This window comes from Fibrisoma montanum (genome assembly GCF_003583365.1).
Lineage (GTDB): Bacteria > Bacteroidota > Bacteroidia > Cytophagales > Spirosomataceae > Fibrisoma > Fibrisoma montanum.
Genome location: NZ_QXED01000005.1, coordinates 13,139 through 36,658, shown reverse-complemented (window position 1 = coordinate 36,658; position 23,520 = coordinate 13,139). Strand labels below are relative to the sequence as shown.

The window sequence follows — 23,520 nt, the reverse complement described above, 5'->3', positions numbered from 1 at the left end:
TCTCCCTAACGTAAATTCATAAAAAAATATCATCGTAATATTGCGATATACAAATCAGACTTTACCTTTGCAGCATGGGTGTAACGAAAACTGAAGTATTTACGGCCGAGCAGAACCGGATTGCCGAACTGGCCAAAGCGTTTGCCCATCCGGCGCGGGTGGCCATTCTGCAACACCTGGTAGCGACCAAAAGCTGCATCTGTGGCGAACTGGTCGATGAGCTGCCTCTATCGCAGGCCACCGTTTCACAGCACCTGAAGGAACTGAGCCGGATCGGTATCATCAAAGGCAATGTACAGCCACCGCGCGTCTGCTACTGCATCAACGAGTCGGTCTGGGAAGAAGCGAAAGCCGCCTTTGGTGGTTTGCTGGCTACGTTCACCGTGAACGAGTGCTGCTAAATTTTTTTGGATGTAATTATCGTAATATCACAATAAACCGATTATCATGACTACGGGAGAACAACTCAAGGAAATTGTACGACAGAAGTACAGCGACATTGCCGGGGCCGACAGCCCAAAAGGCGTTGCGGTCGATTGTGGCTGTGGACCAACCTCCTGCTGCGGACCGGCCCAAACGGGCAGCGACTACACGATCCTGATGGCTGACGAATATACTGACCTGAGCGGGTACGTGGCCGATGCGGATTTGGGACTGGGCTGCGGGTTACCCACGCAGTTCGCTCAGATCAAGCCCGGCGACGTAGTGGTTGATCTGGGGTCCGGGGCCGGTAATGACTGCTTCGTAGCCCGCGCCGAAACCGGCGAGTCCGGCCGGGTAATTGGCCTGGACATGACCGAGAAAATGATTGAGCGCGCCCGTCAGAACGCCGAGGCTCTGCACTACACCAACGTTGAGTTCGTCCTGGGCGACATCGAAGCCATGCCCTTACCCAATGATTTGGCCGACGTAGTGGTCAGCAACTGCGTGATGAATCTGGTACCCGACAAAGCCAGGGCCTTCGCCGAAACCTTCCGGATCCTGAAACCGGGTGGGCACTTTAGTATATCTGACATTGTATTACGTGGCGATCTTCCCCAAGGCCTGCAACAGGACGCGGAGCTTTACGCCGGATGCGTAGCCGGTGCCATTCAGAAAGATACGTATCTGGATCTAGTAGCCGGAGCCGGCTTTAAAAACATCACTATCCAGAAGGAAAAGGAAATAAAACTTCCAAACGAACTGCTTATGAACTACTTAACGCTCGACGAACTGCGTACGTACAAACAGCAGCAGAGAGGCATCTTCAGCATAACGGTGTACGCAGAAAAATAGCGGTTATGCGTCAGACCCGACAACTTTCCTTCCTGGACCGCTTTCTGACTCTTTGGATCTTCCTGGCCATGGCCATTGGGGTGCTGCTGGGGAATCTGTTTCCACGGATTGACCAGTCGCTGAGTGCGTATCAGTCCGGCACCACCAACGTCCCTTTGGCGGTCGGGCTGATTCTGATGATGTATCCCCCGCTGGCTAAAGTCCGCTACGACCGGCTGCCACAAGTGTTTCGTAACACAAAAATTCTCGGCCTGTCGCTGGTGCAGAACTGGCTGATTGGCCCGGTACTGATGTTTTTACTGGCAATTTTGTTCCTGCCCGATAAGCCCGATTACATGACTGGTCTGATCATGATCGGGGTGGCGCGGTGTATTGCAATGGTCATTGTCTGGAACGACCTGGCCCTGGGCGACCGCGAGTACGTAGCTGGTCTGGTGGCCTTCAACAGTATCTTTCAGGTGCTGTTTTATTCGGTATATGCCTACGTATTTGTCACGTTGCTCCCTCCCATCTTCGGACTGCGGAGTGTTGATGTGGACGTAAGTATCGCTCAAATTGCCCGGAGTGTATTCATTTACCTTGGTGTTCCGTTCATGGCCGGCATACTCTCCCGCTGGGGGTTGACACGCTGGAAAGGCAACCGCTGGTATGAAAACCAGTTTCTGCCTGCCATCAGTCCCATTACGCTTATTGCACTGCTGTTTACCATCGTGCTGATGTTCAGCCTGAAAGGTCAGCTCATTGTCCAGATTCCGCTCGATGTGCTGCGCATTGCTGTTCCGCTGGTGATCTATTTTGTTGTGATGTTCTTTCTGGCGTTCTATCTCGCCAAACGCGCCGGGGCCGACTACCCCAAAAGCACGTCGTTAGCTTTCACGGCGGCCGGCAACAATTTCGAGCTGGGCATTGCGGTAGCGATTGCCGTGTTTGGTATTAACTCCGGTGTAGCCTTCGCGGCTGTAATCGGACCGCTGATTGAAGTACCCGTACTGATTCTGCTGGTCAACGTAGCCCTCCGCCAACGTAACACCTTCAATCCTACTATGCTATGAAAATTGCCTTATTCTCCGACATTCATGCCAATCTGCCGGCCCTCGACGCTGTATTGGCCGATATTGACCGCCAACAGCCCGACGCGGTGTATTGCCTCGGCGACCTGGTGGGCTACAACGTCTGGCCCAATGAAGTGATCAACACGATCCGTCGGCGCGGCATTCCAACCATAGCCGGCAACTACGACTACGGCATCGGCCGGGCCAGCGACGACTGTGGCTGTGCCTACCGCGAAGAGGACGAAAAAGCGATGGGAAAGGTGTCTATTGCCTACACCAACGGAGCGGTGGGTGAAACCGAAAGAGCCTACCTGCGCACTCTGCCGACCCACATTCGCGTTGAGTTTGAACTGGGCTACGACCCGGATAAACTCTGGCAACAACAGAAACCGCTCAGCTTACTCCTGGTGCATGGTAGTCCCCGTCGCGTAAACGAATACCTCTTCGAAGACCGGGGCGACCGCAGCCTGGGCCGGGTGCTGGAAGGAGCCAATGCCGATATTCTTTGTTTTGGGCACACGCATAAGCCCTTCCACAAGGTAGTGAGTGCCGAGCCGGACGACCAGCAAACGTACTTCCGCCATGCGATTAACATCGGCTCAGTCGGCAAGCCCAAAGACGGGGATCCGCGGGCCTGCTACGTACTGCTGACCATCAGCGAGACAGCCCGGCCGGGAGGAACCTCGGGCATTTCGGTAGAACACATCCGGGTCGACTACGACATCGAACGGGCGGCTAAAGGCGTTGAACAAAGCGAACTGCCGGATCCGTATGCCGACATGCTGCGTCGGGGTCGCTGAGGTATACAGCCCGTTGAGAAGTTCGGTAGCCGATCCGGAACCGGTCGTCCATTGAAGTCAGGCCCTCACGTAAACCTATCGGATCTCAGAACAGCCGGCTCCGTCAACATACCGGCTATTGCGGCCGGTTATCGCTTCACAAGCAAAATACTGATTAGCAAGAATTTACCTTCTCATACATCGACCAACCTATTAATAAATAGGTTGCGTACTAATCATTTTGTTTTCGGATATTAAAGCCACATCTACCCGCTTTGTAGGAAGCGGGTCCGGCCAGTATTGATACTCGAAAGCCCAACACGATTGCGTTGTTCCGGCAACCTGATGAGCTACAATAGCTGGCCCAACGACGTCATCAACACCATGTGTCGGTGTGGACTTTCCACCGGCGCCAGCAACTATGACTACGGTGTTGGCCGCAACTGTCGCTGTTGCGGCCACGCTTACTGCAACAAGGACGATAAAGCGATGGGTGAGATCCCCCATCGCTTACACCAACGTGGCCATCGGTGAAACCGAGCAGGCCTACCTGCGCACACTCCCTATCCACATCCGGATTGAGTTTGAACTGAGTTGCAAGCCTGGCAATCATCAGCACAAAAATTCAAATAAGCTTACTAGTAGTACACGGAAAATCCGATGTACAAACAAGCACCTGCCTGATGATCAGACTAGGCTCACCGGATGGCGTGAGGGTTGAATTGATCCGTTTGGCGAACGACATCAGGCGTGCAGCCGGCGGTAGTGACGTCAGTAAATTACCTGACTGGTAGGCCGGCAGGCTACGAGGTGGTCGCTGACAACTAGTTACCTACTATTTTCCATCATTCACCATGAAATTAAGTGTCCTACTCCTGCTTCCGTTCAGTCTGTTTACGGAAAGCATTGCCCAGTCACCCCGTCAGGTAAGCCGCTATATGGTGCCTGTAGCGGCCCATTATCGCCAGTTGGCTGTTATTAACGCGACAGCCCGATCCGAACAAAAGTGGATGGATACAATCCGGTTTCCCATCGCGAAAGCTTCGGCGGCATCGCAGGCCGCGCTGAAACTGCCGACTAATTATGTGCAGAGTTTCAACAGTGAGTTGCGATTACCGACGCCACCAGCCAACTCGTCGGCGCGAACGAGGGCCGAACTCGATTACCTGCTTCGGGTGCAGCAATACCGCAAACCAGAGGAAATTGAAGAAGCCAAAGTGCTGGCCGAGGTGTATTACATTCCGATGCTGACCGACACCACCCATCCGCACTACCGGGCCAACATTCCCTCCCTGTTTTACGTCGGCAGTCCGACCGGCAACTGGTTCAACGCGCAGAATCTGCCAACGCTGACCAAACTGCTCCAGCGGGTTCATCAGGATGCTTCCCACACCTACTACTCGCTGAAGTACCAGTATAACCGGCCCCGACCCTACCAGCTCGAATCCCGGCTGCAGCCGATGGAACAGGCCACCAGCCCGTCATACCCAAGCAGCCACGGGGCCGCAGCCTACGTCAATGCGTATCTGTTCAGCGAACTGGAACCGCAACTGGCTCCGCTCTACCTGACCAAGGCATTTCAGGTGACTCATTCGCGCGAGATTCTGGGTGTCGATTATCCCAGCGACGGCGAAGGGGCCCGAATCTGGGCCCGGCGCTTTGTCAACTACCTGTTGGGTAATCCTACCTTCCAGAAAGACTGGAAAGTTGCCCGCGCCGAGTGGAAGCAGGTGCGCAAAGTGCATCCGATCACCTATTGATTACGTTAACTTATGGGATCTGCGGAGCTACTGCACCCGAACCAGTGGCTCCGCAGCTTTCAGCGCCCTGAGGTTGCAGTGCCTCCAGATGCTGGAGGTCCTGAACGTATCGATTGCTTCTGTTCCGACGCCCCCGGTAGTCCGCCGGGGAATGAATGCCCTTTCCCGGAAAAATTGATGCGTTGTAAAAAAATTTCGTCGTGGCTGAACTTCTTTACCGATCGTTCGGTTAAGACTGTAACAAACCTCAATAGACATGGCATTTCCCAAAGTAGAGCAGGACGTAGTGATCGAAAAGCTGATGGAGCTGTTTCGGAGCGTCGGCTACGACGGAGCCAGTTTGTCGCAGATTGCCCAGGCCACCGGTCTTCAGAAGGCAAGTTTATACCACCGGTTTCCGGGCGGCAAACAGGCCATGGCCGAAGCCGTACTGGATCAGGTTGCGGAATGGAGCCGGGCCAACATAACGGATGTACTGACCAGTTCGGCCCCGCCGGCCGACCGGCTGAACAAGGCGCTGGCTCACATCACGGACCTGTACGACGGCGGTCGAAAAGGGTGCATTCTGCGGGCGCTGTCGTTAGGCAACGAAGCCACCGTTTTTCAACCGCAGATCGGCCGGTTGTTTCAGGACTGGATCGCCGGTTTTGAGCAGCTAGGGCTCGACCTTGGTTTGTCGCCCGATACCGCCCGACGACTCGCCTACGACGTACCGGTGCGCATTCAGGGTGCCCTGGTTGTAGCTGTCACTCTGAATCAGCCCAAGTTATTTACCGAGTCAGTGCAGGCCATTAAAAATCAGTATCTCAACGCCTGATTCCGCCTGAAAAGCAGTATGTAAAACTAGTATCAAAATATTTACCGATCATTCGGTAAAATTGTTCACATAAACCAAAATCAATAGCTGTATGAAAACGTATAGTGTCCCTAATCGCGACGATGTGTCCGCCAACAACCAGGTCATTTTCGACCAGCTCAACGCTGCGCTGGGTTTCGTACCAAATCTGTACGCTACCATCGCCTATTCCAACAACGCGCTCGGTAGCTACCTGCAACTGCAAAACGCCAGAACATCGCTGAGCAAACGGGAAAAAGAAGCCATCAATCTGGTGGTGAGCCAGGTCAATCACTGTGAATACTGCCTGGCCGCCCACACCACCCTGGGCAAAATGAACGGCTTCACCGACGATCAGATTCTGGACATCCGGGCGGGGTCGGCACCGTTCAACCCCAAACTTGACGCATTGACCAGACTCACCTACGTTATTGCTAAAAACAGAGGTCAGCTAGCGGACGACTCGGCGCTGGAAGCATTCTACGCAGCCGGTTACACCAACGAATCGCTGGTGGATGTCATAGTGGCCATTGCCGACAAGATCATCATGAACTACCTGCACAACATAACGAAAATCCCGGTCGATTTTCCAGCGGCCCCGGAGCTTGAAACGGTCTGATCATCAAACCCCGGCCGGCCGTTCTGACGAGCGCGAAGTGGCTGGCCGGGGTTATAAACTCTCATCATCATGTCTACCAACAACACCCAGCCTACCGACGTCCCCTTCGTCAATGAAACATGTGGCGACTCCCAGTGGGACGAAGTACTGAATCCGTCGGCCTTTCAGCGCGAAGCACGCCCGCCATTTCCGCCTTTTTCGGAGGAGACCGCCCGGCAGAAGGTTCAGGCAGCCGAAGACGCCTGGAACAGCCGCGATCCGGAGCGTGTCGCGCTGGCCTACACCCCCGACAGTGAGTGGCGTAACCGCGATGAGTTTTTCAGCGGGCGGGACGAAATTCGGGCGTTTCTTACCCGCAAATGGCAGAAAGAACTCGATTACAAACTTCGCAAGTCGTACTGGGCGCATACCGACAACCGCATCGCTGTCCGCTTCGAGTATGAATACCGCACGGCCGATGGGCAGTGGTTCCGGGCCTACGGCAACGAGATGTGGGAGTTTGACGCCGACGGCCTGATGCGCAACCGATTCGCCAGCATAAACGACCGGGCTATTCAGGAAACGGATCGCCATCTGTAGGAAATCCACTCTACAGCCCGGCCAAAACCAAAGATCGATGGGAAATTATGCAGCCATGGCATTTACCGATCCGGTAAAGCAACTTCAGCAGCGGTACGGCAGCCGCTCATCCTACGCCCGGATGGAACAATACAGGTACGTCGATGGCCTGACCGGGCAGGAAGCAGCCTTCATTGCCGAACGGGATAGCTTTTACCTCGCCACCATCGGTGAGAACGGGTACCCCTACATTCAGCACCGGGGCGGACCCAGGGGCTTCCTGAAAGTGCTCGACAAGGATCACCTTGGTTTTGTCGATTTCGCCGGCAACCGGCAGTACATTTCGGTGGGTAACCTGACCACTCACCCTGAGGTGTCGTTGATTCTGGTGGATTACCCCCACCGTACACGCTTGAAAATCTACGCCAAAGCGGCTGTAGTGAACCTGGCCGATCAGCCGGCTCTGTTCAGCGAGCTTGATCCGGCCGACTATCCGCACCGGCCGGAGCGTATGCTTGTGCTGACCGTAGATTCGTACGACTGGAACTGCCCCCAGCACATTACGCCCCGCTTCACGGTCGACGAGATGGCGTCGGTCCTGGAACAGCAAGCCAGTTATATCCGCAGCCTTGAAGCTGACCTGGCCCGCTACCGTTCCGGCGACATTACGCCGGGTGGAGGACCTGATCAGCGAGTCTAACCAAGCCCGACCGGGACCGTTTCCGAAACAGCTTTCAGTGCCTTTATATCGTAGTGCTTCGTGAAGAACTCGTCGCACCACAGACAGACGCTACCCAGCTCACCGCACCGCTTGCTGGCGTGTTCCTCCGACACCCCAACACTCTCCCCCATCCGGTACGGGTCGCCTTTGTCCAGCGACTGAAATACGGGCAGATCTGCCACCCGCCGGAGCACGTCGGCGACCCTGTCGATGCGGGCATCGCCGAGGGGTTCTTTGGTGCCGGGGCAGCAGGGGTTAATACGCCAGAGCTGAATGGAGATTTCCTGCGGAATGCTGTCTCCACCGTTCAGAAAGCCAATCGCGCCGGACAGAATCGCGCAGAAGTTATGATCGGGGTCACGCTTCCATAGGCCCATCTGGTAAGCCCGGCCCCGCGCCCAGTTGCCGCCCAGCCACATGTCGTCGGTAGCACCCCAGTAACCCCAGGTCAGGTGGCTTTGCTGCAGGTAATTATCTTTTTCAATGAGCGGGTCTTTTTCATCGCCGTTGACACCCCGCGAGTCAAACAACTCGGCCAGGTCCATCAGCCGCGCCCCTGCCTGCTTGTGAAACCGATCAATGCTGGCAATATCGAAGCGGGTAATCCCTTTTTCGATCAGGGTGTCCAGGATCTCACCCGTCAGCAAGTCGCCATTAGTCTGGAGCATCAACTGCGGGCGTTGTCCGGCGGGTAAAGCGGCATACCGGTCGGCCAGTCGGTCGAGGATGGCGTAGAGCAGTTTGCGGTCGGCCAGCGGCTCCCCGCCCGACAGGATCAGGCGGTCCATCCGGTTCGGCAGGTTATCGACAATGGCCATGCACTCGGCTTCGCTGATCCGCTGCCCTTTCGGACCGGACAGGTTGTAACAGTGTGCGCACTGATCGTTGCAAAGCTGCGTAAACACCCAGTAAACCGATTCAATATGATCGTAATCGCGGGTCATACTCTTATTCCAACGTTTTTTCCTGAACGGCTTCCCAAAAGGCCAGTTCCTCGCGGATACCCGTTCTGGGATCGGCAATAAAATCACCGACGGCCGCAAACGTAGTCAGCATACCCCGGTCGAGGTAACCGAACGACGTACCGATTGTCAGGGCTTCGCGGCTGTCGTGGGTAACGAACAGGGCCGTCATCTTGTGCTGGCGTACCACCCGGCTGAACAGTTCCTGCATCGACGCCCGGGTCTGCGCATCGAGGTTACCAAAGGGTTCGTCCAGTAGCAGCAACCGGGGCTGGATGATGAGCGCCCGCCCAAACGAAACCCGCTGCCGCTGCCCCCCCGACAACTGGCCCGGCTGCTTTTTTGCCTGATCGCTCAGCCCCAGCTCGGCCAGTAAATCGTTGACCCGCTGCGTTACGGTGACGCTGTCTACGTTCCGGATACGCAGGCCAAACGCTACGTTCTCGAACACGGTAAGGTGCGGAAACAGCAGCGGTTCCTGATACAGATACACGATTTGCCGACGCTCCGGCGGCAGGTGCAGCAGACTATTGCCGTCCATCCGGACATCGCCCGCATCGGGGTTTTCCAGGCCCGCCAGGATTTTGAGCAGCGTGGTTTTACCACAACCCGAACGACCCAGCACCGCCAGGATTTGCCCGGCCGGGAGATCAAACGAAAGGTCGTTCAGGACGGTAGCCGCTCCGAACCGTTTGGCAAGCTGTGTGACTTGAAGCATGGGTACAACGAACTATTGCCGCCGATTACGCGGGTGGGGCGAAAACCGGCAGCAATTTACTTTTATATAAGCGCTCCTTCCCCGTACACGCCCTGATCGATGGTCATGCGGCCGGGGGTGGGTTTGATGCCGGACAGCCACTCGGTCAGCCGGTCGACGTAGTTATCGAGGTGGGTAATCTGCTGAACGCCATGTTCCACAATCGGGTCGAGGGTCGTCGCGAACAACGTACCGCCGTAGTGATGGGTTTGCCAGGAAATGATTTCGCCCTGTGGGTTTGCCTGAATCACCTCAGCATGGTCCGGAATGCGGGTATACACCCCATGCGTATGCCAGCAGGCCTGCCGGGGCGTCAGTCCCTGATAGATTGGGTGGTCATACTTCGTTTCCGACACAGGCGGATTGTCTGGGTTTTCGACCCACCAGTAGTTGTTAACCGGCCGGTCCTCCCACTGGGCATCCAGCCAGTCGGCGGTGCTGTCGCCTTCCACGAATACCTTCTTTCCCTGCTTCAGGAAGTCGTAGATCAGGTCTTTCCGGAGCGCCAGTTCCAGTTGGTTCGACTGAAATGGAACAACCAGCGCGTCGAGTCCCGCTACGGCCTCGTCGTCGAGGTCATAGACGTAGATGAGCTTATAGATGTCACGGTATTTAGGGGCGGTTGCCATGGCGTAGTGCGACCAGACGCCATTGAAGATAAGTCCGATTGTTTGCATACTTAAATGGGTTTAAACCACGAATTGGCGGATGTACAGCAGCTGCACCGGGTTTTACGCAGCCCAGGCAAACCGTCATTCAGCGATCATGGGCACTACGTTGTTTTTCGACTGGACCCGTTTCAGGAAATTTCGGTAAATTCTGACCAGGGCAACTTCCCTGTCGCCACTGAACGTAACGTCGGCCAGGGGGCCACTGGCCGTCAGCAGCATCAGGCCGTTTGTACTGACCTCATCCAGCACAATGATGGGCCGCTGCCAGGTATCTTCTACTACTACGTCGGCACCCTCCGCCACCTGAATGTAGCCGCAGGCCCACCAGCCGCTCATACCATGCGAGAACGTCAGCTCGTCGAGATCCACGCCGTCGAACAGACCGTAGCGGTCGGTTTTCACGTGGTACCGGATGTCGATGGTCCGTCTGGCGTTGTCCATTACCCACTGGTTGCCCGGCACCCAGTCCGTAAACCAGCCATCGGAGCAAATCAGGGCTTTGCCCGCATCCAGAAACGCCCGCACCTTGTCTTTGATCTTCAGCATCGCTACGTGGTCGGAGCCGTTGGGAATGACCAGTATATCGTAAGGCGCCAGGTCGGGGTCGAAGTCTTTCGTGATGCGGCAGACCGTGTACTGCACCAGTTCGTTCGACACGTAATAATCGTCCAGACCGGCGATGTTATTCGAAATAAGCAGAGCGTTTATCATAACGGGCAGCATTGAAACAGGGGCTACATACAGCGATTTACGAAATTCCGGGCGATTCCGATTGATCACCGACAAGTATCTCAAAACCCTGACTCATAAAACCGGGTGACCAGGACTTAAGTTTTTTAGAAAAAATAGCCCCTGATTCTTTGCATATATTAGATCCTTACATATATTTACTTTGGTAAGTAAATACGTGAATGCCTACTAATTATGGAACCATCCAGCAGTGAATTTTTGCGCGGTACGCTAAAGACGATTGTCCTGAAACTATTAGCCGAACAAGGGCGAATGTATGGGTACGAAATCACGCAGTCGGTAAAAGAACGGACGCAGGGTGAAATTGTACTGACCTTCGGCGCCTTGTATCCGGTATTACACAAACTTGAACAGGATGGCCTTTTAATTACCGAATCGGAAGAGGCTGACGGGCGATTACGTAAATACTATTCACTAACGCCACAAGGCAGCCAGACGGCCATCCAGAAAGTTTCGGAGTTCGAACGGTTTGTTGAAGCGATGCGTACCCTGCTCCATCTACAGCCTACCCTATCTGTACATCCGCCAGTATCTTATCCAACCACCTGAGTGGTCGCCGGGCGGGGCAATCTGCCATACCAACTGAAACTGATTATTTTTCTTAAACCCGAACATCAACCATGAAAGCCCTTGACCGTCAGCAGATAGGCATTCTGTACGATTATCTGGTCCGGAACTGCTCAGACACCAGGCTGGCCCGTGAACTCCTCGATCATCTGGCCTGCGAGGTAGAACATTATATGTGGATCGGCCTGCCGTTTGACAAGGCGTTTGAGAAAGTACAGCTCGACGTTGATACCCAGGCTATCCGGCAGTTACAGCAAACGTACCACCACGAACTGGCCGACGCCGATCAGCTCCAGACCGCCACGCTGGACGATATTGTGTTCGAGAACCGCAACAAAGCCTACGGGGCTTACGACCTGCGCCAGTCCTACACAATTGCCATGCGCAACGCCCTGATCCTGACCATCGGTTTGTTCCTGATGCTGATGGCGCTGTTGGTGGCGATGAAAGAACGGACCTGGTCTTACACGAGCCTGTCGGGCATTATGTGGCTAGTGGGCCTGTGCGCAACGACCTTTGCCGGCGGTAACTGGTATTGGCAGAATATCCGGCAGAAACTACTGACGCCTGAACAATACTGAACCGGCGGATTCATCGGTACATTTCCGGCGCTTCGTCTAGCGAAAGGGTGAGTTGGTCGATCTGAGAGAAAGGGTTGTTAAACGGTGGAAGCAGATTGGCTTCTAACCAACAAACAACAAAAACTCAGTAACCATGAAAAAGACCATCATGCTTTTCGCCACCCTTACCGTATTGATGTCAGGCTGCGCCGTTGCCCAACCGGGCTATAGCCGGTATCCTGCTCCGGCTCAGACGAACCCGAGGGCTGACGATGCCGTCGAAGCGTACCAGATCAATCAGCTGGACAACATTGTCGGCCTAACGAACCGGCAGGAAAAACAACTCAGAAAAATTGAAAATGAGTACGACCGCCGTGGCCTGACGGCCCGCGAGCGCCGGAATCCGCAGGCGTTCCAGCGGCTTCAGCGTGAAAAACAGCAGGCCATGCTCGCGGTACTGACACCGGCCCAGCGACAAAAGCTGTTTGCCTTCCAGCAGGGTCGCCGGTACGATCGTGGCGGCATCTACGGCCGCCGTGGATAAACCCGGACAAAACCCCAGTCACGCTAAAGCGGCTGGGGTTTTGCGTTAGAATACCCGCCGGACAATGGCCTTCCGGTTGACCCATAACAGCAGGGCGGGTGGTATCAGCAACAGCAGCGACGCAACGGCCGCCAGCCGGCTGTTTGCTTCGCCTACGTAGATGAACACCTGCACCGTCAGCGTCTGCACTTTCCCGACGCTCAGGTAATTGGTCAATCCAAAATCAAACCAGGCAATCAGGAACGTCTGAAACAGGCACGTAATGAGCAGCGGCCGGGCGAGGGGCAGCAGTACCCACCGAAACGCCTGCACCTGCGTACAGCCGAGCGTCCGGCTTAGCTGCTCATACTGCTTTGCCTGCTCCCCCCAGAAGCTTCGGAAAAACAGGGCGGCAAACGGGATCGTAATCAGCAGCAGGCCAAGCACCACGCCGGCCAGCGAACCCGACAGATGCAGCCGGATGAAGTAGGGCTGAATCAGCACCGCCAGCAGGACGGGCGGCAGCGCATACGGCAGATAGCTCAGCGTTACCCAGCGGTCGGGCCGGGACGCACCGGCAATAGCCCGGGCCACCACAAACCCACCCGCCGTCGAAACAACCGCTACGACCGTAGCAATCAGCAGACTCAGCAGAAACCCGGTGGCCAGCGCGCTATCCGCCGACACCACGCGGGTCAGCGCATCGAGGGCGTAGACCGGCGGCAGTACGTCGGGGAAGCGCCAGTACTGTCCCAGCGCCAACAGCAACAGCAAGACGAACGGCAGACCAAACAGCAGCAGCAGCCCCCCGGCCAGAATGCTGCGCCGTAGGAAACCAGCCGGTTCGGGGTTGCGCGGCCCGGCGTCCGGCAGTGCAGCCAGGCGTTCTGCATCCTGAACGGGTTTCGACTGATCAGAGGGCATGGCGTTGGGTCCAGCGGGTGGTTACGTAAATGACAGCCATCAGCACGAGGGTGAACAGACACCCGATCAGATAGCCCATGGGCAGATCGCTCAGGTCGAACCGCTGCAGCTTCGTGGTGATGAACAGCGACAGCATCTGCGGGTAATTCCGGCCCAGCAGCAGCGGAATATCGTATGCGCCGAGCACCGCTACCCCGTACAGAACCAGCGTCGGCGCAGCCCGGCGAATGAGAATAGGTATGGCCACCCGCCGGTTGAACTGCCAGCCCGAAGCCCCCAGGGTCCGGGTCAGGCTCCGCAGGTCGTCCAGCCGGGCATCGACGTAGAGCGACTGAAACAACAGGGTAAAAAACGGGAATGCCAGCCCGACCTGCGCCAGCAGGATGCCGATGCCCGCTCCATCCTGAATTAGCTCAGGAAATCCATCCGGCGACTGAATCAGGTGCAGTTGGTAGGCCATCCGCGCCAGCCAGCCCGATCCGCTCAGCAGTTGGAACAGGTAAAACGCCATCACCAGCGACGGAAACAGCAGCGGTACGTACAGCAGCGTCGGGAACGGTCGACGACGAAGCGCAGCCTGATGCCGTAAGACCAGGAACAGAGCAATGGCTATCGCCAGCCCCACCGACACGACTGCTACGTAGAGGCTGAATCCCAGCGATGCCAGCAGTGAGGTTTCGCCGGGCAGCTGCTGCCAGTACCGGGCTGTAAAACCCGTAGCCAGCGGCCCGGCCAGCCCCACGCTGTACAAAAACGCATTGAACAGCCCGGCCAGCGGCAAGCCTACCACCAGCAGAGCGTATAGCCAGAGAAGAAGTGACCATTGTTTCACCGTACCGTTTTTTAGGGTTAGTTTTCGTTTGCCTCAATCACCTTCGTCCTGAAATCCTTGTACAACCGAACCATATATTCCGGGGCGGGTTCCTGAAACGCCAGCCCCTGAATGGCGTCGCGTTTGGGAGCATACCGGCGCGTGGGCAGGGTATTGAACCGGGGCTGATAGTCGGCGGGCAGTTTATTAATGGCCAATACCGTATGATCGCCCCAGACAGTCGGGTCCATTTTTTTGAGCTGCGCTTCGGGCGATATCAGAAAATTAGCCACCAGCATAGCCGCTTCCGGATGCTGGGCGTTCCGGATAATTCCCATGTAGTGCGAGTTCTGAATGGTACCGGGTGCCGGTACGTACGCCCGGGCCGTTTTGGGGAAGAAGCCCAGATTCACCTTATTGTCGACCTCAGCATCATTGTTTGAGAAGGTAAAGGCCACTTCGCCGTTGGCAAACAACTGGTGCAGGGTCGAGAGCTGTTCGGGGAAAGTCTCGCCCCGTTTCCAGAAGTACGGTTTCAGTTCATTGATCTGTCGAAACACCGCCCCCGACCATTTTTCATACACATCCTCCCGGAATTTCCCCTGAAACAGCTTCGGATCACCCGACAGCGCAATCATCCAGGATTTCAGGATGGTCATACCCGTAAATTCGTTCGGGATGGTGAACTGACCGGGATGCGCCTTTACGTAGGCCGGTAACTCCGCAAACGACCGGGGCGGCTGAGCCACCTTTTGCGAATCGTAGATAAACGCCAGCTGGACATTTCCCCAGGGCACTTCCATGCCATTGACCGGCTGCTGAAAATCAACCCCAATGAACGGGTTTGTGAAGTCGATGAAGCGCGCATTGGGCATCTTTTCGGTGACGGGCCCGAGCAGGCCGTCGATCTGCCGAAGCTGGTAAAATGTTTCGCCATTGATCCAGGCCATATCAAGCTGGCTGGGCTGTCCGGCTTCCCGTTCGGCTGCGAGTGTCTGTACAATCTGCGCCCCCTGCCCCCCCGAAATCTGCAGGTCAATACCATACCGCTTTCGGACTTCAGGCTTAACGTACTTGTTCATGTAGTCGTTGATATACGGGTCGCCCAGCCACATCAGCAGCGTAACGGGCTGGTCTTTACCAGCCTGTTCAATCTGCGCCCACGATTGATTCAGAATGGTGGCCGGATCGCGCTGCTCGCTTGTCGAACAGGCCGTGCAAAGCAACGTACTAAAAAGTATGAGTCTAACGAGATTCATGTCAAACGTTTACAAAAGTGCCAAAGTAAGGTTTTGTTGTTAATGATCGGATTCCTCCAGCGGTCTGACGGTACGTCTGACCGAAAGACCGAATCACCGGAGCCGGTCAGACGTACCGTCAGACCGGATAGCCGGGCCTGGCTGTATCTCTGAGCGACTCTTCAGGTCTGACGTACCGTCAGACCGGCTCTTTTTCAATTAGTCAATCAACGTCTGTTTTAACTATCGCTTTTCCGGCGGTCAGACGTACCGTCAGACCGAGTTGTTGGTGCACACGCCCGACCGGAACATGTACCGTTAGGTCTGACGGTACGTCTGACCGGCTTATCCCAAATACAGCTTACGACGCGCAAAAAAGAGACGGCCCGCTCAAAGAACAAGCCGTCTGCCAGAACACACCTAATTAAAACAAACTTGGTAGCGGGATGGCCGAGTTGCGCCAGAATCGCTACGCTGCTCAACGCATCCCGTTCAGCCCCACTACCCAACACACTGTTCAATCCCACGGTTATGTCAAAACAGATAGCGCACCCCAAATTGAAACTGACGGGGTGGAGCTGCATTTCGCTGAACAAAACCGCTGCCCCGGGGGCCAATCTGAATTTGATTACTCTGCGTGGCATTGTTGGAATAACCACTCAGGTTATTCGTATTAAGTACGTTAAAAACATCGGCGCGGATTTCAATCCGTCGATTAAGTTGACTAGTCAGCGGAATGGTGAATTGTGCGCTGATGTCGACCACTTTCGACCAGGGCAGGCGATCGTTATTGCGGCTCTCGCCCGGCTGCCGGTCGCTGTTGCCCACATAGGCGTCGCCGAATGCGCCACCGTCGCCGTTCAGGTCATTGGTCGTGATCTGCCGACCCTCCACCAGCACCGGCTGAAGATTCTGATCCACGACGACGTATCGCGATCCGTCGGGCACGCGGTTGATCGGCTGACCGCTCTGCACCAGGGCTGCGGCCGTCAGCGTCAACCACCGGCCTACGTAGTAGTTTACGATTCCGTTGATGATGTGTCGCCGGTCGTTGACAGACGGCCCCCATTCGGCCGCGAAGTTATTGGCGTCCATCGCCCGGAAGTTGATATCCTCGGTGTCGTTATACAACCGCGACAGCGTGTAGATCAGCCGGTACGCATAATTGCTGGCGCCCTTGTCTTTCTGCAGGTTCACGCTCAGCGCCATGTACTGCGAGCGGCCGGCCGTTTCGGTCATCACCAGGCTTTGCGCTACGCCGGTCAGGGTCTGCCCGTTGATCACGGCCGATCCGTTCGAGATCGGCAGGGGGCGGGTCGAGTTGGCCCATTCCGTCGACCGGGCAATGTTCCGCTGCGCACTCAGGCTGTAGTCCCACGGAGCCGGGGCATTCAGGTTGCGGGTGCGGAACAGGTTGTAGGATTCGTTGTACACGGCATCGGCGTAGAACAGCACATTGTCGTTCAACTGGTACTGGTAGCCCAGCGTTGTCTGGAGCGTGTACGGATTCTGATAGCCGCTGGGGTTCAGAATACGCCGTTCGCCACTGAACAGGTTCCGCTGCCCGGCATAAGCGGAAGCCGGTGGCCCCTGCAGGTACCGAATCGGTTGCCCCGTGTTGCTGGTAGCCCCCCCTACGGTCAGGTTTCCGTCGAACGTAACCCGGTCGATGTCGGTATCAGCGGGCAGAGCTCCCCGCTCCACAAAGTACTGAATCTGGCGCCGGAAGTCGGCTCCCGAGTTGTTCTGCTGCAGGGCGTCGCTGTAGATCGAGTACAGGATTTTGTCGTAGAAAAGGCCTACCCCACCCCGTAAGGCCGAGCGGCCGGTCAGTTTGTAGTTGAAGCTGCCCCGGGGTGCCAGGTTGTTAAAATCACCCTGAGCCGCCCCGCCTTTCGACAGGTTGTCGTAGTCGTAACGCAGCCCGAGGGTTACGTTCAATTGCGGGCTGACCGTCCACTGGTCTTCGGCGTACAGGCTGACAACATTCTGCGTTGTACCGTACGCAGCCGGACGCAGTTCGACGGCATAGCTCAGGACGCGGGCATCGGCCGGAATATCCGTCGGGCTGAGGTTTGAACCGACATTCCGTTCGCGCAGCGCAGCCAGTTGAGCCGCCGTCAGCTGCACAGTATAGCTGCCGTTCGGATTACCCCCGCCAAAAAGTTCATGGTTCGCCGAAATCAGTTCGGCCCCGGCCCGGAACGTGTGGTTCCCCCGATAAAACGAAACTTTCTGCTGCACCTGAACGGTACTTTCGTGCGAATCGAACAGGTAGCCGGGGTGCCCGAGGTACGCAACACCCTGCCCGGTTGGGTCAAGTACCGTTACGTCCGGACTGTCGGGGTTTTCGGCGCGGGCGTAGTTCCACCGGAAGCGGCTGTACTGCACGTTTGTTTCCGACGAGAATCGGTCCGTCGTATACGTATTGCGCGACGCGATCAGCAGCGAGTTACGATCCTGCGCATTGGCCGCCGAAGGGAACGCAATACCGCCCGTGAGTCCACCGGCCTGCCGACCGATGGCCACCTGCCCGACGTTGACCCGCAGCGAGGACTTGAATCGGTCGTTCCAGAACTGGTCGATCTTCCCCGAGATGTAGGTAAAGCGGTTCGTACCGCGGATGGTTTCATTAACACCGACCAGCGGAGCGGTGAGCAGATTATCTTTAATATCGGTCGTGTGCTCTACGTTCAGGTAGTAGAACGTTTTGTTTTTAACGAGGGCTCCCCCTACGCCAAATCCGCCCTGGTAGCGCTGAAAGCCGTCTTTTACCTGGTTTCCGGATAAATCGCGCAGCGGATAGCTGGTCTGTGCATCAATCACCGCCCCGGGCCGGGTCAGAAAAAAGACCTCACCGGTGGTTTCGTTGCTTCCCGATTTACTCGTGATGTTGATGATGCCGTTGCCGGTATTACCAAACTCCACCGAGTAGTTGTTGGTCAGTACCGTTACGTTGCGTGCGAATCCCACCGGAATGGCAAACTTCTGCCCCCCCAGAAACCGCTCGTTGTTGTCCATACCGTCGATCAGGTAATTATTATACAAGCTGTTGGCGCCATTGATGCTGACGTTCGGCGCTTCGGGAAAGAAGCCCGTTGCCTGGCTGACGTTCGGCAGGCGGTACAGGACCCGGGTGATGTCGCGGCCTTCGACCGGCAGCTCTTCTACTTTCCGGATATCGATTTCGGAGGATACTTCGGCGTTGACGGTGTTGATCCGCGATGCGCTTGTGCTCCGAACCTGCACTTCCGACAGGGAAATTTCCCGTCTGGTCGGCAGCAGCAACGTGACCGACCGCCGGAAATTGGCCCGCAGCACGATGCCTTCCGCTTCGCTTTCGAGGTACGTATCGTTTTCTTTTGTAAACACGCGGTACACCCCGTTCAGCGATAAGGCCCGGAACAGCACCTTTCCGTTGGCATCGGTCGGCGCCGACTGGCTCAGACCAATTGACGGGTTTTCGAGGTACACCGTCTGTCCGGTTACGGCCTGTTGCCGGGTCAGTTCGCGGACCGTTACGAGCAGATCGGTCGTCTGGGCAAAAACAGAACATGTCAGGCTCAGCATGAGCCAGCAAAACAAGGATAGTTTCTTCATAGATGAAACGGCTGCTCACGCAGCGAATTGACGTTCTAAAGGGTAAAGCAATACAGACCGGGGAGGTAGTCTCCGGAAAAAACAGCAAACGAGGACCAGCGATCAGCTAAGAACGGGTGGGGCCCGCAAACTGCGGCTGCGGGAAAAGAAGGGAAGGGAAAACGAAGCAACGAAACAAACGTCGGATGTAGTCTGGTCCAGCAGGGAACCAATACGGCCAGTCAGCCACGCAAACGCCCCGGCCAGCCAGGTACCGGTACGTACGTCGGCGGCTTTGTTCCAGTCGGCCCGTACGGTTGCCAACGGTCTGACCCGGCCAAACGATGTCTCCAGCAGGGTTTGCAGAGCCGCCCCGAGTCGGGCCGTTTGCCAGGGCAGCTGCTCGAACGAATCAGCATAAGCGGGAGTCAGGAAACGGCGGTCGAGGCCGAACAGGAAAACGCCCCCCCGCTGGTCGAAGCCGATTGGCAGCCCATCTTCTGCGAGCGTACCGGCCGCAGCCCGCAGATCAGCCACGCGAAGACTGGGGCAATCGTTTCCGATGACGATGATCCGGTCGAACCCCTGCCGGAGTGCGGCCGTTGCGGCCAGGCGCAGTTGCCGGCCAAAGGGCAGCGACTGTTCTGATGAACTAAGGAGAGTGGTCGAGCGCAGACAAGGCAGTCCGGCCGCCTGGGCTTTAGCCACGGCCAGTTGCTGAAGGCTTTCCCACAGCCGCTGGGTCTTCGGCTGGCTTCGCCCACGCAACCGCATCGCTACCGGTGCTTTACGGATCGTTTCAGCACGCGCGGACAGCGTAAACAGGAGAACAGCAGTACGGGAATAATTGACAGACATAACGTTAAAACCGACGCAATGTACAGGTTCGGCTTCACTTCCGATAGCACATTACCAATAAAATCTACGCACGAAGTCAGTTCATGGATTTCCCGCGGCTTCGACCAAATTCAACCCATATTAACTTTCTTGTCGCACTCAGTCAATAATAGTAAACATAGCCTATCTTTGCCGCGTTTTTACCCTCTGCATTGTACGTAGGCAGCAGCCTTATTTATGGAAGACAAACGACACTTGGACACCGTTTCGGCCGCCGGCCTGCTGGTTGCTCTGGGGATCATTTACGGCGACATTGGTACGTCTCCGCTCTACACACTCCGAGCCATTATCGGTACCAATGTGGTCCAGGCTAATCTGGTAAAGGGGGCTCTATCCTGTGTATTCTGGACGTTGACGCTCCAGACATCCGTCAAGTACGTCATCCTGATTCTGCGGGCCGACAACCGGGGGGAAGGTGGCATTTTTGCCCTGTACGCACTGGTTCGTCGGCACGCCCGCTGGCTGACCCTCCCGGCTATGGTTGGTGGAGCCGCCCTCCTGGCAGACGGCATCATTACGCCCCCCATTTCGGTTTCATCGGCGATCGAAGGGCTGGAACTGCTGTATCCCAACATCCCGACCGTCCCGATTGTCATCGCCATCCTGACGGTGCTGTTTCTGATACAGGCGTTCGGCACCAGTGTGGTTGGTACGGCGTTTGGCCCCATTATGCTGGTCTGGTTCGTTATGCTGGGTACGCTCGGTATCATTCAGATTGTGCAGGCGCCTTCGGTGCTGGCCGCTTTTAACCCGTATTATGCCTACTGGTTGCTGTCCGAATATCCCGGTGGGTTCTGGTTACTGGGCTCGGTCTTCCTGTGTACAACGGGAGCCGAAGCGCTTTATTCCGACATGGGGCACTGCGGCCGGGCCAATATTCGCACCAGCTGGATATTCGTTAAAACCTGCCTGCTGCTCAACTATTTCGGGCAGGGTGCCTGGCTGCTGGGGATCGAAGGGCAAACGCTCAACAACCGCATTCCCTTCTACGAGCTGATGCCCTCCTGGTTCCTGACCATCGGTATCGGTATTGCCACGGCCGCGACGGTTATCGCCAGCCAGGCGCTCATCAGCGGATCGTTTACGCTCATCAGCGAAGCCATCCGGCTAAATTTCTGGCCTAAAGTGCGGCTGCGTTACCCAAGCGCTCAGAAAGGTCAGCTCTACGTACCCAGCGTGAACCTACTGCTGTGGGCCGGGTGCGTGGGGGTTGTGCTGTACTTCCGGGAGTCGTCGAACATGGAAGCGGCCTACGGTCTGGCCATTACCCTGACGATGCTGATGACCACTCTGCTGATGTCGTACTACCTGTACATCAAAAAATTCAGTGCGTGGGGCGTACTGGTTTTCCTGATCCTTTACCTATCCATCGAAGGGTCGTTTCTGGTCGCAAACCTCATCAAATTCCCGCACGGCGGCTGGGTATCCGTCCTGATCGGCTCGGCCATCGCCGGGCTTATGCTCATCTGGCTGCAGGCGTTCCAGATCAAGCTGCGACTGACCGAATACGTCCGCATCGATCACTACATCCAGGCCATCAAAGAACTGAGCCGCGACATCAGTATTCCGAAATACGCAACGCACCTCGTGTTCATGAGCAACGCGGCCCGGCAGTCGGAGATCGAATCGAAGATCATCTATTCCATATTCCAGAAACGGCCCAAACGCGCCGACATTTACTGGTTCGTTCACGTCGACACGACCGACGACCCGTACACGATGGAGTATAAAGTCAACACCATTGCTCCCGACGACTGCTACAAGGTAACGTTCCGGCTGGGTTTCCGGGTCGAGCAGCGGATCAACCTGTTTTTCCGGAAGGTGATCGAAGACATGGTGCGGAACAAGGAAGTGGACATCACGAGCCGCTACGAATCCTTGAGCCGACAGAACGTTATCGGTGATTTCCGGTTTGTAGTGCTTGAAAAATTCCTGTCGTTTGAAAATGATCTGCCGGTCCGCGAGCGGCTGATCATGAACCTGTATTTCTTTTTCAAAAGCTTCACTACGTCCGAAGACCGCTGGTTCGGGCTGGACAGCAGTTCCGTCAAGGTAGAAAAAGTACCGTTGGTCATCCGCCCGGTAGAAAACGTCAAACTAAAACGAATAACCAGCTGATTAAAGAGCGAAAGAGTGAATGAGTGAAAGAGCGAAACCGCCATTTCGGTCCGATCCCGCTCTTTCACTCATTCACTCTTTCGCTCCGCTTCGGCGGTCCGATTTCACTCTTTGCTTATGAAAATACTCATCACCGGCGGGGCCGGCTTTGTTGGCTCATCACTGGCCATTTCGCTCAAGAGTTCTTATCCCGACTACCAGATTTTTGCGCTGGACAACCTCAAACGGCGCGGTTCCGAACTGAACATTGCCCGGCTGAAACAAGCCGGAATCGACTTCGTACACGGCGACATACGCAGCAAGGAAGACTTCGATGCGCTGCCCGCCGTAGACGCCGTCATCGAAGCATCGGCTGAGCCGTCGGTACTGGCCGGACTGGACGGTACGCCCGATTACCTCATCAACACCAACCTGTTCGGGACGGTCAACTGCCTGAATTATGCACTCAAGCATAAGGCCAGCTTTATCTTTCTGTCGACGAGCCGGGTGTACCCGATCAAAACGATTGAAACGCTGAATTTTGAGGAAGCCGAAACGCGCTTCGTGCTATCCGACGATCAACCCGTTCCGGGCGTTTCGTCGCGGGGCATCGCCGAAACGTTTCCGCTCGATGGTGCCCGGTCGCTCTACGGCACCACCAAGCTGGCGTCGGAACTGATTATTCAGGAATACAACGAGTTCTATGGTCTGAAAACGGTCATAAACCGCTGTGGGGTCATAACCGGACCGTGGCAGATGGGTAAGGTCGACCAGGGCGTCATGGTACTCTGGATTGCCAAACACTACTTTGAACAGTCGCTGGCCTACATCGGCTACGGCGGAACGGGCAAACAAACCCGCGACATGCTGCACATCGCCGATCTGTATCGGCTGGTGGACTGGCAACTGCATAACCTCGACCAGGTCAACGGCGAGATTCTGAACGCAGGCGGGGGCGTCGACAGCAGCGCGTCGCTGCAGGAACTGACGACAATTTGCCAGGAAGTGACGGGTAAAACCATACCGATCCGGCAGGTAACCGAAAACCGGGCCGCCGACATTCGACTCTACATTACCGACAATACGAAGGTTACGCAGATGACCGGCTGGAAACCCGAACTGGGCATCCGCGAGATCGTAACGGACATTACCCAATGGCTCGATGAAAACCGGGCTGCCCTGGAGCCGATTCTGAAGTAAGCCGGTCAACCAGGTTATCAATAAGGTCAGCCTAAACTAATGGTTAGGCTGACCTTATTTTTTTACAACTTGTTTAATTAAAGCAATATTTATTAACGTACCAGGCAAACATACGCTCTGAAAACCCGTTATTTTCATGCTTTTATTGACTCAACCTACGCTAAACTGTTCATGTCACGTATTGCCTTGTGTAGCCGCCGTTCGTTTACGTTGCAAATCTCGGCTGCCTCTGATGCGGCAGGTCTCAACTGGCGTATTCCTCAGTCCGACCCCATTGTATTCCGGGAACGCATTCTGGTTGAAAAGCCCAGATTTGCTTTGATTACCGAGCCTACTTTCTAACTGATCTCATCCGGCGGCATATTGTGTGCCGCTGGGTATATCC

The 23,520-nt window shown here is 55.9% G+C and carries 23 protein-coding genes; 14 read left to right on the top strand and 9 right to left on the bottom strand.

All coding sequences use genetic code 11. The features are described from left to right. Positions 1-74 precede the first annotated feature (74 nt). The 9 genes from DYU11_RS17130 to DYU11_RS17085 all read left to right on the top strand — a co-directional run bounded on the left by DYU11_RS17130 (position 75) and on the right by DYU11_RS17085 (position 7,578). Complete coding sequence (locus DYU11_RS17130; RefSeq protein WP_119668940.1) at positions 75-401, top strand: ArsR/SmtB family transcription factor; 327 nt, start codon at positions 75-77, stop codon at positions 399-401. A 46-nt stretch (positions 402-447) separates the two neighbouring features. Further along, positions 448-1,275 carry an arsenite methyltransferase gene (locus DYU11_RS17125; RefSeq protein WP_119668939.1) on the top strand — a complete coding sequence of 276 codons (828 nt, stop codon included), beginning with the start codon at positions 448-450 and terminating at the stop codon, positions 1,273-1,275. Positions 1,276-1,280: 5 nt separating this feature from the next. After that, the gene (gene arsB / locus DYU11_RS17120) at positions 1,281-2,327 is read left to right on the top strand and encodes an ACR3 family arsenite efflux transporter (protein WP_119668938.1); all 1,047 of its coding nucleotides are present in this window, start codon (positions 1,281-1,283) and stop codon (positions 2,325-2,327) included. After that, on the top strand, positions 2,324-3,127 hold the full coding sequence (locus DYU11_RS17115) for a metallophosphoesterase family protein (protein WP_119668937.1): 804 nt from the start codon (positions 2,324-2,326) through the stop codon (positions 3,125-3,127). The genes arsB and DYU11_RS17115 overlap by 4 nt, the downstream gene beginning before the upstream one ends. A gap of 833 nt (positions 3,128-3,960) precedes the next feature. Continuing rightward, positions 3,961-4,866 (top strand): phosphatase PAP2 family protein, encoded by a 906-nt coding sequence (locus tag DYU11_RS17105; protein ID WP_119668935.1) that lies wholly within the window; start codon positions 3,961-3,963, stop codon positions 4,864-4,866. 256 nt (positions 4,867-5,122) lie between these two features. Then, positions 5,123-5,683, top strand: a complete 561-nt coding sequence (locus tag DYU11_RS17100; RefSeq protein ID WP_119668934.1) for a TetR/AcrR family transcriptional regulator — start codon at positions 5,123-5,125, stop codon at positions 5,681-5,683. 91 nt (positions 5,684-5,774) lie between these two features. Further along, positions 5,775-6,320, top strand: coding sequence for a carboxymuconolactone decarboxylase family protein (locus DYU11_RS17095; RefSeq protein WP_119668933.1), 546 nt, complete (start codon positions 5,775-5,777; stop codon positions 6,318-6,320). A gap of 69 nt (positions 6,321-6,389) precedes the next feature. Then, positions 6,390-6,899, top strand: coding sequence for a nuclear transport factor 2 family protein (locus DYU11_RS17090; protein ID WP_119668932.1), 510 nt, complete (start codon positions 6,390-6,392; stop codon positions 6,897-6,899). A gap of 37 nt (positions 6,900-6,936) precedes the next feature. Continuing rightward, positions 6,937-7,578: a pyridoxamine 5'-phosphate oxidase family protein gene (locus tag DYU11_RS17085; RefSeq protein WP_119668931.1), complete on the top strand. Its 642-nt coding sequence runs from the start codon at positions 6,937-6,939 to the stop codon at positions 7,576-7,578. Here DYU11_RS17085 and DYU11_RS17080 read toward each other — a convergent pair. The 4 genes from DYU11_RS17080 to DYU11_RS17065 form a co-directional block, all read right to left on the bottom strand. Next, positions 7,575-8,543, bottom strand: a complete 969-nt coding sequence (locus DYU11_RS17080; RefSeq protein ID WP_119668930.1) for a radical SAM protein — start codon at positions 8,541-8,543, stop codon at positions 7,575-7,577. The genes DYU11_RS17085 and DYU11_RS17080 overlap by 4 nt on opposite strands. 4 nt (positions 8,544-8,547) lie before the next feature. Further along, on the bottom strand, positions 8,548-9,279 hold the full coding sequence (gene ccmA / locus DYU11_RS17075) for a heme ABC exporter ATP-binding protein CcmA (RefSeq protein ID WP_119668929.1): 732 nt from the start codon (positions 9,277-9,279) through the stop codon (positions 8,548-8,550). Positions 9,280-9,341: 62 nt separating this feature from the next. After that, positions 9,342-9,995: a hypothetical protein gene (locus DYU11_RS17070; protein WP_119668928.1), complete on the bottom strand. Its 654-nt coding sequence runs from the start codon at positions 9,993-9,995 to the stop codon at positions 9,342-9,344. Between the two features lie 75 nt (positions 9,996-10,070). Then, on the bottom strand, positions 10,071-10,700 hold the full coding sequence (locus tag DYU11_RS17065; RefSeq protein WP_229365888.1) for a hypothetical protein: 630 nt from the start codon (positions 10,698-10,700) through the stop codon (positions 10,071-10,073). A gap of 213 nt (positions 10,701-10,913) precedes the next feature. On the opposite strand from DYU11_RS17065, the gene DYU11_RS17060 reads away from it, so the two are divergent. The 3 genes from DYU11_RS17060 to DYU11_RS17050 all read left to right on the top strand — a co-directional run bounded on the left by DYU11_RS17060 (position 10,914) and on the right by DYU11_RS17050 (position 12,410). Next, positions 10,914-11,288, top strand: a complete 375-nt coding sequence (locus tag DYU11_RS17060) for a PadR family transcriptional regulator (protein ID WP_119668926.1) — start codon at positions 10,914-10,916, stop codon at positions 11,286-11,288. Positions 11,289-11,359: 71 nt separating this feature from the next. Beyond that, entirely contained in the window at positions 11,360-11,887 is a 528-nt protein-coding gene (locus DYU11_RS17055; protein ID WP_119668925.1) for a hypothetical protein, read from the top strand. A gap of 133 nt (positions 11,888-12,020) precedes the next feature. Beyond that, on the top strand, positions 12,021-12,410 hold the full coding sequence (locus tag DYU11_RS17050) for a hypothetical protein (protein WP_119668924.1): 390 nt from the start codon (positions 12,021-12,023) through the stop codon (positions 12,408-12,410). A gap of 45 nt (positions 12,411-12,455) precedes the next feature. On the opposite strand, the gene DYU11_RS17045 is transcribed toward DYU11_RS17050, so the two are convergent. The 5 genes from DYU11_RS17045 to DYU11_RS17025 form a co-directional block, all read right to left on the bottom strand. Next, a complete protein-coding gene (locus DYU11_RS17045) occupies positions 12,456-13,313 on the bottom strand; it encodes an ABC transporter permease (protein WP_119668923.1) in 858 nt (285 codons plus the stop codon). Next, positions 13,303-14,145 (bottom strand): ABC transporter permease subunit, encoded by an 843-nt coding sequence (locus tag DYU11_RS17040; protein ID WP_119668922.1) that lies wholly within the window; start codon positions 14,143-14,145, stop codon positions 13,303-13,305. The genes DYU11_RS17045 and DYU11_RS17040 overlap by 11 nt, the downstream gene beginning before the upstream one ends. A 17-nt stretch (positions 14,146-14,162) precedes the next feature. Beyond that, a complete protein-coding gene (locus DYU11_RS17035; RefSeq protein WP_119668921.1) occupies positions 14,163-15,383 on the bottom strand; it encodes an ABC transporter substrate-binding protein in 1,221 nt (406 codons plus the stop codon). A 513-nt stretch (positions 15,384-15,896) separates the two neighbouring features. Further along, positions 15,897-18,962, bottom strand: coding sequence for a TonB-dependent receptor plug domain-containing protein (locus DYU11_RS17030; RefSeq protein WP_119668920.1), 3,066 nt, complete (start codon positions 18,960-18,962; stop codon positions 15,897-15,899). Between the two features lie 102 nt (positions 18,963-19,064). Then, entirely contained in the window at positions 19,065-19,799 is a 735-nt protein-coding gene (locus tag DYU11_RS17025; RefSeq protein ID WP_119668919.1) for a DUF2064 domain-containing protein, read from the bottom strand. Positions 19,800-20,015: 216 nt separating this feature from the next. Between DYU11_RS17025 and DYU11_RS17020 the strand changes: the two genes are divergently transcribed. Together DYU11_RS17020 and DYU11_RS17015 are read left to right on the top strand one after the other, a co-directional pair. Continuing rightward, the gene (locus DYU11_RS17020) at positions 20,016-21,956 is read left to right on the top strand and encodes a KUP/HAK/KT family potassium transporter (protein ID WP_119668918.1); all 1,941 of its coding nucleotides are present in this window, start codon (positions 20,016-20,018) and stop codon (positions 21,954-21,956) included. Positions 21,957-22,073: 117 nt separating this feature from the next. Continuing rightward, positions 22,074-23,135, top strand: coding sequence for an NAD-dependent epimerase/dehydratase family protein (locus tag DYU11_RS17015; RefSeq protein WP_119668917.1), 1,062 nt, complete (start codon positions 22,074-22,076; stop codon positions 23,133-23,135). Positions 23,136-23,520: the final 385 nt, after the last annotated feature.

Excerpts from the sequence above, each read along its gene's own strand:
- DYU11_RS17130 (WP_119668940.1), top strand. The coding sequence starts at position 75 with ATGGGTGTAACGAAAACTGAAGTATTTACGGCCGAGCAGAACCGGATT.
- DYU11_RS17125 (WP_119668939.1), top strand. The coding sequence starts at position 448 with ATGACTACGGGAGAACAACTCAAGGAAATTGTACGACAGAAGTACAGC.
- arsB (WP_119668938.1), top strand. The coding sequence starts at position 1,281 with ATGCGTCAGACCCGACAACTTTCCTTCCTGGACCGCTTTCTGACTCTT.
- DYU11_RS17115 (WP_119668937.1), top strand. The coding sequence starts at position 2,324 with ATGAAAATTGCCTTATTCTCCGACATTCATGCCAATCTGCCGGCCCTC.
- DYU11_RS17105 (WP_119668935.1), top strand. The coding sequence starts at position 3,961 with ATGAAATTAAGTGTCCTACTCCTGCTTCCGTTCAGTCTGTTTACGGAA.
- DYU11_RS17100 (WP_119668934.1), top strand. The coding sequence starts at position 5,123 with ATGGCATTTCCCAAAGTAGAGCAGGACGTAGTGATCGAAAAGCTGATG.
- DYU11_RS17095 (WP_119668933.1), top strand. The coding sequence starts at position 5,775 with ATGAAAACGTATAGTGTCCCTAATCGCGACGATGTGTCCGCCAACAAC.
- DYU11_RS17090 (WP_119668932.1), top strand. The coding sequence starts at position 6,390 with ATGTCTACCAACAACACCCAGCCTACCGACGTCCCCTTCGTCAATGAA.
- DYU11_RS17085 (WP_119668931.1), top strand. The coding sequence starts at position 6,937 with ATGGGAAATTATGCAGCCATGGCATTTACCGATCCGGTAAAGCAACTT.
- DYU11_RS17080 (WP_119668930.1), bottom strand. The coding sequence starts at position 8,543 with ATGACCCGCGATTACGATCATATTGAATCGGTTTACTGGGTGTTTACG.
- ccmA (WP_119668929.1), bottom strand. The coding sequence starts at position 9,279 with ATGCTTCAAGTCACACAGCTTGCCAAACGGTTCGGAGCGGCTACCGTC.
- DYU11_RS17070 (WP_119668928.1), bottom strand. The coding sequence starts at position 9,995 with ATGCAAACAATCGGACTTATCTTCAATGGCGTCTGGTCGCACTACGCC.
- DYU11_RS17065 (WP_229365888.1), bottom strand. The coding sequence starts at position 10,700 with ATGATAAACGCTCTGCTTATTTCGAATAACATCGCCGGTCTGGACGAT.
- DYU11_RS17060 (WP_119668926.1), top strand. The coding sequence starts at position 10,914 with ATGGAACCATCCAGCAGTGAATTTTTGCGCGGTACGCTAAAGACGATT.
- DYU11_RS17055 (WP_119668925.1), top strand. The coding sequence starts at position 11,360 with ATGAAAGCCCTTGACCGTCAGCAGATAGGCATTCTGTACGATTATCTG.
- DYU11_RS17050 (WP_119668924.1), top strand. The coding sequence starts at position 12,021 with ATGAAAAAGACCATCATGCTTTTCGCCACCCTTACCGTATTGATGTCA.
- DYU11_RS17045 (WP_119668923.1), bottom strand. The coding sequence starts at position 13,313 with ATGCCCTCTGATCAGTCGAAACCCGTTCAGGATGCAGAACGCCTGGCT.
- DYU11_RS17035 (WP_119668921.1), bottom strand. The coding sequence starts at position 15,383 with ATGAATCTCGTTAGACTCATACTTTTTAGTACGTTGCTTTGCACGGCC.
- DYU11_RS17030 (WP_119668920.1), bottom strand. The coding sequence starts at position 18,962 with ATGAAGAAACTATCCTTGTTTTGCTGGCTCATGCTGAGCCTGACATGT.
- DYU11_RS17025 (WP_119668919.1), bottom strand. The coding sequence starts at position 19,799 with ATGTCTGTCAATTATTCCCGTACTGCTGTTCTCCTGTTTACGCTGTCC.
- DYU11_RS17020 (WP_119668918.1), top strand. The coding sequence starts at position 20,016 with ATGGAAGACAAACGACACTTGGACACCGTTTCGGCCGCCGGCCTGCTG.
- DYU11_RS17015 (WP_119668917.1), top strand. The coding sequence starts at position 22,074 with ATGAAAATACTCATCACCGGCGGGGCCGGCTTTGTTGGCTCATCACTG.